The 13582-nt window shown below is 69.2% G+C and carries 8 protein-coding genes; 2 read left to right on the forward strand and 6 right to left on the reverse strand.

Annotated elements, in window-relative coordinates:
- The first annotated feature begins 4 nt into the window (after nucleotides 1–4).
- Nucleotides 5–2446 carry a polysaccharide lyase 8 family protein gene (locus tag G1H10_RS18870; protein WP_163740615.1) on the forward strand — a complete coding sequence of 814 codons (2442 nt, stop codon included), beginning with the start codon at nucleotides 5–7 and terminating at the stop codon, nucleotides 2444–2446.
- Nucleotides 2443–5406, forward strand: coding sequence for a polysaccharide lyase family 8 super-sandwich domain-containing protein (locus G1H10_RS18875; protein ID WP_163740617.1), 2964 nt, complete (start codon nucleotides 2443–2445; stop codon nucleotides 5404–5406). Before G1H10_RS18870 ends, G1H10_RS18875 begins: the two co-directional genes overlap by 4 nt.
- Before the next feature lie 86 nt (nucleotides 5407–5492).
- Here G1H10_RS18875 and G1H10_RS18880 read toward each other — a convergent pair whose 3' ends face one another.
- From G1H10_RS18880 to G1H10_RS18905, 6 genes are all read right to left on the reverse strand, one after another.
- Nucleotides 5493–6206, reverse strand: coding sequence for a VIT1/CCC1 transporter family protein (locus G1H10_RS18880; protein WP_163740618.1), 714 nt, complete (start codon nucleotides 6204–6206; stop codon nucleotides 5493–5495).
- Between the two features lie 203 nt (nucleotides 6207–6409).
- Entirely contained in the window at nucleotides 6410–6847 is a 438-nt protein-coding gene (locus G1H10_RS18885) for a nitroreductase family deazaflavin-dependent oxidoreductase (RefSeq protein WP_163740620.1), read from the reverse strand.
- A gap of 131 nt (nucleotides 6848–6978) precedes the next feature.
- On the reverse strand, nucleotides 6979–9045 hold the full coding sequence (locus G1H10_RS34615) for a S9 family peptidase (RefSeq protein ID WP_163740622.1): 2067 nt from the start codon (nucleotides 9043–9045) through the stop codon (nucleotides 6979–6981).
- Nucleotides 9042–10205, reverse strand: a complete 1164-nt coding sequence (locus G1H10_RS18895) for an ABC transporter substrate-binding protein (protein WP_163740624.1) — start codon at nucleotides 10203–10205, stop codon at nucleotides 9042–9044. The genes G1H10_RS34615 and G1H10_RS18895 overlap by 4 nt, the downstream gene beginning before the upstream one ends.
- A 191-nt stretch (nucleotides 10206–10396) precedes the next feature.
- On the reverse strand, nucleotides 10397–11836 hold the full coding sequence (gene pyk / locus G1H10_RS18900) for a pyruvate kinase (protein WP_163740626.1): 1440 nt from the start codon (nucleotides 11834–11836) through the stop codon (nucleotides 10397–10399).
- Between the two features lie 211 nt (nucleotides 11837–12047).
- Entirely contained in the window at nucleotides 12048–13517 is a 1470-nt protein-coding gene (locus G1H10_RS18905) for a glutamate synthase subunit beta (RefSeq protein WP_163740628.1), read from the reverse strand.
- Nucleotides 13518–13582 lie beyond the last annotated feature (65 nt).

The following is a 13582-nucleotide window of genomic DNA, read 5'->3' on the forward strand; positions in this document are numbered from 1 at the left end:
CATGATGCAGGTCCACACACGCACCGAGATGTCCCGCCGCACGCTGCTCGGGCTGGGCGCAGGCTTGGCGGCCGGAGTGGCGACAGCCAGCACGGGGTTCAGCATCTTCTCCCCGCGCGCCGCGCACGCCGCCGACGAGTTCGAGCTGATCCGCAACAGGTACGTCGAATTGCTGGTCGGCCCCGCGGACGCCGACACCAGCCACCCCGACGTCGTCGAAACCATCCAGTCGATGACCGAGACCACCACGGATCTGCTGGCCGCGGTGGTGCCCGGGCCCGGGCGAGACCGGGTCTTCGAGTCCGAACCGCTGGTCGACATCACCGACGCCTCCCATATCCAGACCACCGCCCTGAATCTCGCCTCCATGGCCAAGTCATGGGCCGCCCCGGGCTCGCCTTATCAGTACGACGACGAGCTGGGCAGCGCCATTGTGGACGGCCTGCAGACGCTGCATGACCTCCAGTACAACGTCGACACGTTGGAGTTCGACAGCTGGTACAACTTCGAGATCGGGGCGCCGCGGGGCATTCTGGAGGCGGCCACCCTCGTCGGCGGCATCCTGCCCGACCAGCTGCGGGCCGACCTGGCCGCCGCGGTCGCGCACTTCGTGCCGGACCCGAAGTACAACTACCCGCCCTACGACGACCGGCACAAGCTCTCCACCGGCTCGAACCGGCTGTTCCTGTGCCAGAACGTGCTGGTCGCCGCCGCCCTGGTCGACGACGCCGAGCGGATCCAGCTCGCCGGCGACGGCGTGCCGGACGCGATCGCCCTGACCACCTCCGGTGACGGCATCTACTTCGACGGTTCGTACATCGCGCACACCAACGTGCCCTACACGGGCACCTACGGACGCGCGCTGGTGACCTCGTCCAGCTATGTGCTCGCCATGCTCGGCGGCACGCAGTGGGATCTGGACCCGGCAGAGGTCGATCCGTTCCGCCACAGCATCGTGCGCACGTTCGTGCCGTGGACCAGCGAGGCGCTGACCATGGCTCCGGTGTGCGGGCGCGCCGTCGGCAGACAGAACAACACGTCGGCGTGGCTGATGGGGAGCATCCTCACGCTCGCCGAGGGAGCGCCCGAGGACCTGGCCCGCGAGTGGCAGGGACATGTCAAGGGATGGCTGCAGACGGCCACCGCGGTGAACTACTTCGCGCTGCGGCCGCTGTCCGAGGCGTTGCTGGCGCAGAAACTGCTCGACTCCGACGTGCCGGCGCTCGCCGAGGCGCCCGGGCCGCGGCTGTTCCCGGAGATGGACCGCATCCTCGCCCGCGGCGACGGCTGGTGTGTCAGCCTGGCCACGGCCAGCACCCGGACCAGAGGGTTCGAAACCCAGGGCGGCGAGAACCTCAAGGCGTGGCACCAGGGATCCGGCGCCCGCTACCTGTATCTGGAGTCGGAGCAGGCGCAGTACATCGACTGGTTCCCCACCGTCGATCCCTACCGGATGCCGGGTACGACCGTTGACTCCCAGCGGCACGGACAGAGCAGTGGCGGACGCGGCGGCTTCGCGTTCGTCGGCGGATCACAGGTGGGCGGCACCCGCGCCGACGACGGCTTCTACCAGCATCCGGCCTACGCCGGCTGGGTACAGCAGCTCAAGGACTACGGCGGCGACATGACCGCCAAGCTGTCCTGGTTCTTCCTGGGCGACGGCATCGTCTGCCTCGGCGCGGACATCAACGGCGGCAGCGCAGGCGACCCCGTCGAGACCATCATCGAGAACCGGGCGATCAAGACCGACGACATGCAGCGCTGGTTCATCAACGGCGCGGCGGTCGGCGAGTCGGGGCAGGACGGCTGGCGGGCCACCGTCCCCGGCGTCCGCTCCATGACGCTGCCCGGCTCGGCGGGCTTCGTCATGCTCGATGGGCCGCGCACCGTGGAGTTCGTGCGTGACGCCCGCTCCGGTGCATGGGCCGACATCTCAAATGGTCGCAGCACCCAGGTGCACACCAACACCTTCCACACCGCGTGGCTGGACCACGGGACGCAACCCGACGGAGCGTCGTTCGCGTATCTGATGGTTCCGCTGGTCACGCCCGACGAGGCGGCGGCGCGCGAAGACGACCCCGGGGTCGAGGTGGTACGCAACGACGGCGCGGTCCAGGCCGTGTCGGCCCCACACATCGGATTCGTCAGCGCCAACTTCCACGAGGCGGCGACGATCAGGGGCGGCCCGCTGGTCGTCACCGGCAGCGCGGAGACCTGCGTCTCGGCTGTGCGCACCCAGCGTCACCGGATGGAGATCGCGGTGGCCGACGCCAGCCAGCTGCACGACGAGCGCGAGGCGAGAGTCGCCTTCCCGCGGGGGCATCGAATCCGCCCCGTCTACGCCGACCCCACGGCCGAGGTAAGCATCGACGGGAACGAGCTGACGGTGACGATCGACAGCTCGGCCGCCGACGGTCGCTCCCACCACGTGGAGGTGGAGTGGTGACCGCACACCGACGCAGGACGCACGCGTACCGACGCACGACGAACGCCGGCGATGGTCGCAACCGGCTGTCCCGGCGACATCTGATCCTGGGCGCCGGCGCCGTCACGGCAGGGAGCGTCCTCGCCCCGTACGGGCTGCCCGGCACGCCCCATGCTCGCGCCGCGACCGGCGACCAGTACGACGCCATGCGATCCACCTGGGTCGACCTGTTGATCGGCGGTGACGTCGACGCCTCCGATCCTGCTTTCCGATCCGTCATCGATCGCATCGACGACGAGGTGGCGTCCACCATCGAACTCATCGATCGATCGGCGGACCGGCCCGGCGTGTTCGTGGACATGCCCTTCATCGAGGACGGCGCCTACGAGGGGTCGAGCCGGATTCCGCTGACCCTGAGCCGGCTCCAGCGGATGGCGACCGCGATGCGCACGCCCGGGTCCCGGTTCGAAGACGACGCCGACGTGCTGGCCGACGTGCTGGCGGGCATGGACACCACCAACCGGCTGATCTTCCATGCCGGCCGGGACGAGTTCGGCAACTGGTACCACTGGGAGATCAGCGGGCCGAACGCGCTGATGAACACCTGCGCGCTGGTGTATGAGCACGTACCGGCGGAGGCGCTGCAGCGCTACATCGACACCGTCGACCACTTCATCCCGGACCCGCACTATCAGTACATCGACGAGCGCCGGAAGCTGTCCACTGGATCCAACCGCATGTGGCTCTGCGAAGCGGTGGCGATCCGCGGCGTCGTCGGCCGTGACGAGGAGCGCATCACCCGCGCCCGGGACGGGCTCACCGACGTCTTCGTCTACGTCGACGGCGGGGACGGGCTCTACCGCGACGGGTCGTACCTCTTCCACGCCGGCATACCGTACACGGGCAGCTACGGCGTGTCCTTCGTCGACCGGTTCGCCAACCAGCTGGTCCTGTACGCGGGCTCACCCTGGGACATCGGCAGTGCTGAACGGGAGTTTGCCTTCAACACCGTCGACCTCATGCTGGCACCCGTGGTCTACGACAACGTCCTGATGGACAGCATCCGGGGCAGGTCGATCTCTCGGTCCGCGGGCGACCACGGCGGCGGTCACCATGTGTCGGAGATCGTCCTCCGGCTGGCACAGGCGGCCGACGACGAGACCGCGGCGCGCTGGCGTGCGATGGTCAAGGGCTGGATCGAGCGGGACACGTACGACGACCCGCTCGCCGACGCGTCGATCCAACGGCTGGCGTTGTTCACAGAGCTGCTGGCCGACGAGGCCGTGCAGGCCGCACCGGAACCGGTGAACCACACGCTGTTCGCCCAGATGGCCCGCGCCGTCCACCGCCGGGAGGGATGGGCCTACGCCATCGCCATGTGCAGCGCGCGGGTCGGTCGCTACGAGGTCTCCAACGGGGAGAACCTCAAGGGCTGGCACACCGGCGAGGGCATGACGTACCTGTACAACGCGGACAACGGCCAGTTCATGGATGGGTTCTGGCCGACCGTCGACCCGAACCGGCTGCCCGGCATCACCGTCGACACCCGGCCCCTCGCCGAGAACGTGGGCGTGCGGACGCGGCCCGACAGCCGGTGGGTGGGCGGCTCGGTGCTGGGCGACGAGTTCGCCGCCGTCGGCATGGAGCTCAACGCGATGGAGTCGTCGTTGCGGGCGAAGAAGTCGTGGTTCTGCCTGGACGATCGCGTCGTCGCGCTCGGCGCGGACATCACGGGCGGTGGCGGGCACATCGCCGAGGCCGTCGCCGACGCGCACGTCAACGGTGGCAGCAAGGCCGACGACAACTTCGGCTCGGACAACCGGCTGCTGGTCAAGAAGGGCAGCCCGAACGTCACCCGCGAGGCCTACTTCGCCTTCGATCTCTCCGCCGTGCCGTCCGAGGTGGTCAAGGCGACGCTGCACGTCTACGCCCAGGTTCAGGACTCCGGCGGGTCCGACGTCGACATCGACGCGCATGGCGTCCTCGACGAGTGGGACGAGTCCACGCTGTCCTGGAACACCAAGCCGGCCACCGGTCCGCGGCTGGACTCGGCGCACGTCGATGAGCCCCGGCGGTGGCGGGTCATGGACGTGACGTCGCACGTCCTCGAGCGGCTGGCCGCCGGCGACGAGCAGGTGAGCCTCGCCCTGAAGCAGGACCCGCCGGACGGCGCCGGGCTCAGCGTTTGGATTGCCAGCCGGGAGTACAGCACGTACGGGTACGACCCGTACCTGTATCTCACCCTCGCCGAGCCCACGGAGACGGTCGAGACGGTCGTCGAGAATCGCAACCTGCACGCGGATGGCGAGAACGCGCTGACCGTCAACGGCGAGCGGCAACCGACGACCCTGGGATGGAGCGCGACCTTCGAGGGTGCGCACTGGGCACATCTGGAGGGTGTCGGCGGTTACCTGTTCCCGGGCGGGGCGAGGCTGCACGCGCTGCGCGAGGAGCGGACCGGCAGCTGGCGGGATGTCAGCGAGGTCGGTTCACCAGACCCGATCACGCGGCGTTACCTCACCATGTGGGTCGACCACGGCGCCGATCCCGATGCCGCGTCGTACGCGTACGTCCTGCTGCCCGGCGCCTCGGCTGCACGTACGGCCGAACTGGCTGCCGAACTGGCAGCCGAGGAGGGGCTGGAGATCGTCGCGAACACTCCGGACCTCCAGGTCGTGCGGGTCCCGCGCCTCGGCGTCACCGCGGCGAACTTCTGGCGTGCCGGCACGGCGAGGAAGATCACCGTCGATCAACCGTGCTCGATCATGATCTCCGAGCGGGGCGACACGCTGAGCGTCGCCGTCTCCGACCCCACCCAGCTGCAGGATTCGTTGTCCATCGAGCTGAGGCACGCGGGTTATCGCCGGTGGACCGGCGACGACACGATCACCGTGGACACCACGCATCCCTCCATCAAGCTCCGCGTGGACACCAGCGGAGCGGACGGCAGGACCCACGACGTCACCTTGCACCGCACATAACCCCGCCGAACCCGATGATCATGAACACTTACCGTGCCATGTGAACGGTAAGTGTTCATGATCATGGCGGGTTGGGCGGTGCGGGCTCAGCTGACGCCGACACCGAACAGGTGGCCGACGCCGAACGCGAACAGCGCGGCGAGCACGCCGAGCAGCAGCTGACGGGTGCCGCCGAACCACGGCGACCGCCCGGTGAGCACGGTGACCACCGCACCCGTCGCGAACAGGGCTCCCAGCGTCACCAGCACGACCGGAAGGACGCTGGCCGCGCCGAGGAGGAGTGGCAGCACCGGGATGAGCGCGCCGACGGCGAAGGCGGCGAACGACGAGCCGGCGGCCACCCACGGCGACGGCAGGTCCTCCGCGTCGACGCCTAACTCCTCCAGGACATGGATGCGCAGCGCGACGGCGTCGTCCCGGTGAATCTGCTCGGCCACCTGGCGTGCCAGCTCGGGGTCGACGCCGCGGGAGGCATACATCTCGGCCAGCTCGGCCTTCTCCTCCTCAGGGTGGCGGGCGATCTCGCGGCGCTCGACCTCGATCTCGGCTCGAGCCGCCTCCGACTGCGACGCGACCGAGGTGTACTCCCCCGCCGCCATCGACGACGCACCGGCGGTGAGGCCGGCCAGCGCTGCCAGCGTCACCGTGCTCCCGGTGGCGCCGCCGCCGATCATCCCGGCGATCAGCGCTCCGTTGGAGACGAGACCGTCCATCGCCCCGAAGACGGCTGCACGCAGCCATCCGCCGCTCACATCACGGTGCTGGTGATGCAGCTCCACCGGATTCACGCCGACCGTCATCTCGCAGCCTCGTTCCCCTGAGACCAATCCCTATAACTAGGCTACATCCAGACGCCACAGCACGACAACGAAGCCAAGCGTTACCTCAACAAGGCTAGAGCAGCCTTAGCAGAGTTAGGCGAGCCAAACCTGCACAACCACGCCCCGCACCTTCCGATGATCATGAACACTTACCGTGCTATGTGAACGGTAAGTGTTCATGATCATGGTTGTGGCGTCAGGACGAAGACGGGGATCACGCGGCTGGTCTTCTTCGCGTAGTTGGCGTAATCGGGCCAGACCTCCACGGCGCGCTCCCACCACAGCGCCCGCTCGTCGCCGAACACCTCGCGCGCCAGGTAATCCTTCTTGACCGGACCGTCCTGCAACTCGACATGCGGGTTCTTGATCAGGTTGTAGTACCAGACCGGATGCTGCGGCGCGCCACCGAGCGACGCGACCACCGCGTATTCGCCCTCGTGCTCCACCCGCATCAGCGGTGTCTTACGCAGCTTTCCTGTCTTCGCACCCACCGAGGTCAAAAGGATGATCGGACGGCCCTGGAGCGTGCCGCCCTCCGCACCGCCCGTGCTCTCGAACAGTTCCGCCTGCTTGCGAGCCCAGTCGGACGGGCTCGGCTCGTATTCCCCATCAAGTGGCATGTCCGCCACAACCACTCCAGCCGGGCCGGGTATTCCTCAGTCCGGTGGGGCACACCGAGGCCGACCGGACGATCTCGGCCGGCGTGGCACGCCTCAGCCGGCATGGCGCGGCTCAGCCGGCATGGCGCGGCTCAGCCGTCGGTCAGGTGCCGTCGGAACCATGCGAGTACGGCGTCGAGCAGTCTCGTCCGGGCCTCCGCCGAGTCGAGCGCGTGCCCCTGGCCGGCGAGCATCAGCAACTCGGTCGTCACCCCTTGCTCGCGCAGACCGTCGTACAGCAGGCGGGCCTGATCGGCCGGAATCTTGCGATCCTCCTCGCCGTGCACCACCAGAGTCGGCGTGGTGCAGTGCTTCAGCTCGGTCAGCGGCGACGCGAGATCGGCCGCCACGCCGCCACCCGTCGCGACGCCGCCGCCCGTCGCGACGTCGTCGTCCGTCGCGACGTCACCGTGCCCGGGAAAGAACGCGCGCCAAGCCGGCCCCATCGGCGAGGAATCCAGAAAGCTACGGAAATCGGCGATCCCCGCCCCGACGACGGCCGCCCTGAACCGGTCGGTCTGGGTCGCCGTCCAGGCCGTCAGAAAGCCGCCATAGCTCCAGCCGCCGATACCCAGTCGCTCCGCATCGGCGATCCCCTTCTCCACCAGCACATCGACACCGTCCATGATGTCCTGCATCGGCAGCGTTCCGATCCGGCCGCGGACCGCGTGCGCGAAATCCCAGTCCCGGCCCGTTGAACCCCGGGGGTTGGGCAAGAACACCGCGAAGCCATGGCTCGCCAGCAGCTGTCCCCACTCGATCCAGCTGCCGTGCCAGCCCTCGCACCAGTGGTAATGCGGCCCTCCGTGCACGTTCACCACCATCGGCAGCGGCCCGCGCCCAGAGCCCTCCGGCGGGAGCACCAGCAACCCGTGCAACTCCGTCCCGTCCTGGCGGCTGCGCCAGGCCACGCACCTTCCCCGTCCCAGCCGCAACTCTCGCAGCTGTGGGTTCAGGTCGGTCAGACGCGTGACGCCGACGCCGCTCGGTGCGGTCGTGTCCGTGATCCACACGTCGGGCGCACCGTCGTCGGTGCCGGAAAGGAACGCGACCCGGCGCTCCGCCGGGGCCACCGAGAATCGCGGATACCCCACGCGCATGTCGCACACCTCTCGGACGCGGCCGCCCTCGAGTTCGAGTTCCACGGCGTGTTCGAGTTCCACGACGTCGAACTCCACCAAAATGGACGTCGTCCGCCGGAATACCTGCGCCAGGATCCGCCGGTCGCCCGCCCACTCCGCCTGGAGCACCGTTCCTTGGCGATCCCGCCAAAGATCCCGCACGTCACCGCCGACGGCCGGTACCACCGCCGGCCAATGCCCCAACTCGGCGCTGCCGCGGCTGAACAACAGCAGCCGTCCGTCCGGCGACCAGGCGAGAGTCTGATCTCTGGTGGTGGGGATGCGCGCGTCCGTGCACAGCGTCCGCAGCGACCCACCGGACCGAAGGTCCACCAGCTGCAGCGCCGCCTCCAACCGCCTCGCGAGGGCCGTCGCCGCGCCGTTCTGCGCGGCGGCACCGTCCGCCTCGTCGTCGCGGTGTCTGACGACGACGGCCGCTGTCGCCCCGTCCGGCGCCAGCGCGAACGCCACCACATCCGATCCCGGACCGGTGACCGGATGCGCCGCACCCGTCGCGACGTCCACCCGCCAGAGCTGACCGATCGGCTGGCCACCGGCAGCGCCGGTATCGTGCGGCACGCCGGACGTCGCCGCGTCGGGCGTCGCCGCGTCGGCGGGGACACGCAACAGGACGACGACGTGCCGGTCGTCGTCGCAGCGCGCGACGGGACCGCGGGGCACCCACGCCAGCGCACCCGCCCCACTGGCGACGTCCGGCAACGCCACCCGGCGGACCTGCCGCTCCGCGGTGTCGACGACGGTCAGCGCCAGGCCGTCGTCGCAGCGCTCGACCACACCGAGTGTCGTCGCCGGCCAGGTCGTCGCCCAGCTCGGCTCCGTCTCGAGCCGTCGTCCATCCAGGGCCTGCCATCCTCCCGGCAGGTCCGCGCCGGTTGCCGGCACCGACCACAGCGCCGCGCCGGGTCGGGAGGCGTTCCGGACCACAACGGCGACCCGTTCCCCGTCGGGCGACAGAACCGGGCGGCCCGCCTCGTCCAGCGCCGCGAAGTCGGCCGCGACCGGGCGGCGGAGCGTCACTGCTCGACCAGATAGCTCTCGACGTCGTCCAAGATCAGCTCGGCCGCTTCGACCGACCCGCAGTTGAACCACCATTCGGAGTCCACCTCGTGCGCATCGCCCTGCTCGACGACGGTCATGCTGTCCCAGAGCGGACTCTCAGCGACCTCGGCGAACGTCGCCTGCGCGTCCTCGGGGTCGGTCCCGGTGGACCCGACGAAGTAGAACATCGTCGCCGCGTCGGCGTCGGTGAGCCGCTCCAGGCTCAGGTCCACCCGGTTGCCGTCCTCCGGTGTTTCCTCCGCGAGATGCATCGTCATACCGAGGTCACCCAGCACTTCGGTGGCGCAGGATTCCGTGTAGACCCGCAGATCGTCGACGGCCCGGATGTTCAGCAGCGACACCGGCTCGTCGCTCGCGCCCGACTCGTCGAGCTGCGCTGCCAGGTCGGCGGCGCGCTCCGCATACGACTCGAGGCTCTGCGCGACCTGTTCCGACCGGCCGATCGCGGAGCCGACCGTCGCCAGTGTCTCCTTCCACTCCGTAGAGTCCAGCGGCAGCGCGACCGTGGGCGCGATCTGCTGCAGCTGGTCGTAGTGCGGCTCCACCATGGACTCCAGGCCCACGATGACGTCCGGATCCAGCGTGGCGATCCGTTCCACGTTCAGTTCGGTCAGCCAGCCGACGTCCTCGATCTCGTCGTTCGAGGCGTCCACGTACGGCGGGAATGGGTCGCCGAAGGGCTGGTACGACGTTCCGACGACGTCGGCACCCGCCGCGAGCGCCGTCGGCAGCGAGGCATACGGGTCGAGTGCGACGACGCGTTCCGGCGCGGCCGGCACCTCCGCCTCCCCCAGCACGTGTTCGACGCTGACCGTGCCGTCGGCGGCATCATCCGCGCCCTGCTCGGCGTCGCTTACGTCGCCGTCAGCCGCTCCGTCGGCGCCGTCGTCGTTGCTCGTACCGTCGTCGTTCGCGCCGTCGCCGGAGTCATCACCGCCACACGCGGCCAGAACGAGGCCCATCGCCAGCACCGCCGCGACGGCCACACCGGATCTGCGCCGCCTCCACCCGGCCATCCGCCATCGTGCCGGCGTCATCGCCCTTGGCGAACCACCGTGGGCCTCGCCATCGGCGTGGACCAGCATCTGCCCGTTTCGGCTCGCATCCTGAGCAACCATCAGCCTGACCATCTCTTCGGCGGACGCAGAGACGTCGTGCCGTATGGACGACACGACGTCAGAACGCCTTCACCTTAGCACAGGCTAACCTAACTCATACGCCCACCGGGTCCACGGCAACAGATCTATCGACCTTGTCGAGGTCATAGCCTCGACAAGGTCGACAGATGCGGACCTTCTTTCCGGCCGCGTCAGCTGTAGGCGACCGCGACCCCGCCGACGGCGTCGCCGATCTGATGCACGCGCATCGCGTTCGTCGAGCCCGGGATGCCGGGCGGCGAACCCGCCACGATCACCACCAGGTCGCCCTTCTCGCAGCGCCCCTGCTGAAGAAGTACCCGGTCGACCTGTTTCACCATCTCGTCGGTGTGGTCCACGTGGTCCGCGATGAACGCCTCAATGCCCCAGGACAGCGCCAACTGATGCCGCGTCGACTCCAGCGGGCTGAACGCCAGCAGCGGGATCGGCGAACGGAGCCGGGACATCCGGCGCGCGGAGTCGCCGCTCTGCGTGAACGCCACGATGTACTTCGCGCCGAGCAGCTCCGCCGTCTCGCAGGCGGCCTTGGTGATCGCACCGCCCTTGGTGCGCGGCTTCGTGCCCAGCGGCGGGATCCGCTCCAGGCCGTGCTCCTCGACCGTCTCCACGATTCGGCCCATGGTGCTGACCGTCTCGATCGGATAGCTGCCGACGCTGGTCTCGCCGGAGAGCATCACCGCATCCGCGCCGTCGAGCACGGCGTTGGCGACGTCGGACGTCTCCGCACGTGTCGGGCGGGGGTTGCTGATCATGGAGTCCAGCATCTGCGTCGCGACGATCACCGGCTTGGCACGCCGCCGGCACAGCGCGATGGCGCGCTTCTGCACCAGCGGGACGTCCCACAGATCCAGCTCGACGCCGAGGTCACCGCGGGCGACCATCACGCCGTCGAACGCGTCCACGATCTCTTCGAGGTTCTCCACCGCCTGCGGCTTCTCCACCTTGGCGATCACCGGAAGCCGGATGCCTTCTTCATCCATGATCCGGTGCACGTCTTGGATATCCGCCGCCGAGCGCACGAACGACAGGGCGATCATGTCCGCGCCGGCACGCAGGCCCCAGCGCAGATCCTCGATGTCCTTGTCGGACATCGCCGGCACGCTGACCGCCGCGCCGGGCAGGTTCAGGCCCTTGTTGTTCGAGACGCGGCCGCCCAGCACGACCCTGGTGACGACGTCGCTGCCCTTGACCTCCTCGACCTCCAGGGCGAGCCGGCCGTCGTCCACCAGCACCTGGTCACCAGGGCTCACGTCATTCGGAAGGCCGCCGTGGGTCGTGGAGCTGCGTTCGACGTCGCCGGAGATGTCATCGGTGGTGATGGTGAACGTCGCGCCGGGTTCGAGGACAACCGAGCCCTGTGCGAACGTTCCCAACCGGATCTTCGGCCCTTGCAGGTCGACGAGTACACCGACGTTGCGGCCGGCCTCGGACGCTGCCTTGCGGACCCGTGCGTACCGCTCCTCATGCTCGAGGTGGCTGCCGTGGCTGAGGTTGAAGCGGGCAACATCCATGCCTGCCTCGACCAGCGCCTGCAGACGCTCAGGGGAGTCGGTCGCCGGACCGAGGGTACAGACTATCTTCGCTTTACGCACGTCCATCAACTCTAGACCCATTCCGCTCGTCCCTGCGACCCGGCCACCCCGAGCCTCACCCGCCCTTCACCCACCGTTCGCCTAAATGATCATGTGAAGTGGGTTTCTTCGTGCGACAACAGGTCTGCAGACATGGTAGTGCACGAGAAACCCTACTTCACATGATCATTTAGGGCCGGCCCGGTGGTGGGTGAGGGCCGGCCCGTGAGGGTCAGACGACGAGGGGGCGGTCCGTCGGCGCGACCGGGGCGGGCAGCCGGTCGGCGCCGGTGAGCCAGCGGTCGACGGCGGCCGCACAGGCCCGCCCCTCGGCGATGGCCCACACGATCAACGACTGGCCACGCCCCGCGTCCCCGGCGACGAACACGCCCGGCACGCTGGTCTCGTAGGAGTCGTCCCGCACGATGTTCCCGCGCCCGTCCAGCTCGACCGCCAGCTGCTCCAGCAGCGGCGACCGCTCCGGCCCGACGAAGCCCATCGCGAACAGCACCAGCTCGGCCGGAATCTCCCGCTCGGTGCCCTCGACCGGCTCGAAGCCGTTCTCGCCCCGGCGCACCTCGACCAGCCGCAGCGCGCGAACCCGCCCCTGCTCGTCGCCGAGGAACTCCTGAGTGGAGACCGAGTAAACCCGTTCCCCGCCTTCCTCGTGTGCGCTGGAGGTCCGCAGCATCACCGGGTAGGTCGGCCACGGTGTCATCTCCGCGCGCGTCTCCGGCGGCTGCGGCATGATCTCCAGCTGCGTCACCGACGCCGCACCCTGCCGGTGCGCGGTGCCGAGGCAGTCCGCCCCGGTGTCACCACCGCCGATGATGATGACGTTCTTGCCCTCCGCGCTGATCTGGTCGGGCACCGACTCGCCGAGCGCCGCCCGGTTCGCCTGCGGCAGGTAGTCCATCGCCTGATGGATCCCGGCCAGCTCGCGGCCCGGAATCGGCAGGTCACGCGGTTCGGTCGCGCCGACGGCCAGCACCACGGCGTCGTACCGGGACTTCAGCTCCTGACCGGTCAGGCTCTGTCCCACCTCGACGCCGGTGCGGAAGATGGTGCCCTCCGCGCGCATCTGGTCCAGCCGCCGGTCGACGTGGCGCTTCTCCATCTTGAACTCGGGGATGCCGTACCGCAGCAGGCCCCCGACGCGGTCCGCCCGCTCATACACGGCGACGGTGTGCCCGGCCCTGGTCAGCTGCTGCGCCGCCGCGAGTCCGGCCGGCCCGGAGCCGATGACGGCCACGGTCCGGTCGGTCAGCCGTTCCGGCGGCTGCGGTGCCACCCAGCCCTCGTCGAACGCCTTGTCGATGATCGACACCTCGACGTTCTTGATGGTCACCGGATCGTCGGCGATATCGACGACGCACGCCGCCTCGCACGGCGCCGGACAGAGCCGCCCGGTGAACTCCGGGAAGTTGTTGGTGGCGTGCAGCCGCTCCGACGCCTCGCGCCAGTCGTCGCGCCACACCAGGTCGTTCCACTCCGGGATGAGGTTGCCCAGCGGGCAGCCGTTGTGACAGAACGGGATCCCGCAGTCCATGCAGCGTCCGGCCTGTTCGGTGATGATCGGCAGCAACGTCTTGCCGATGCCCGGGCCTGGGTAGACCTCGTTCCAGTCCTTGACCCGTTCCTCGACCGGCCGGGCTTTCGCGCCCTGCCGCCCGGTCTTCAGGAACCCACGGGGGTCAGCCATCCGTCGCCTCCATTCTCAAAGTCACACAGCACACGAGCACTTCACCTTCCTGGGGCAGACCGCGG

It is taken from the genome of Phytoactinopolyspora halotolerans, assembly GCF_010550675.1.
Taxonomy (GTDB): Bacteria; Actinomycetota; Actinomycetes; order Jiangellales; family Jiangellaceae; genus Phytoactinopolyspora; species Phytoactinopolyspora halotolerans.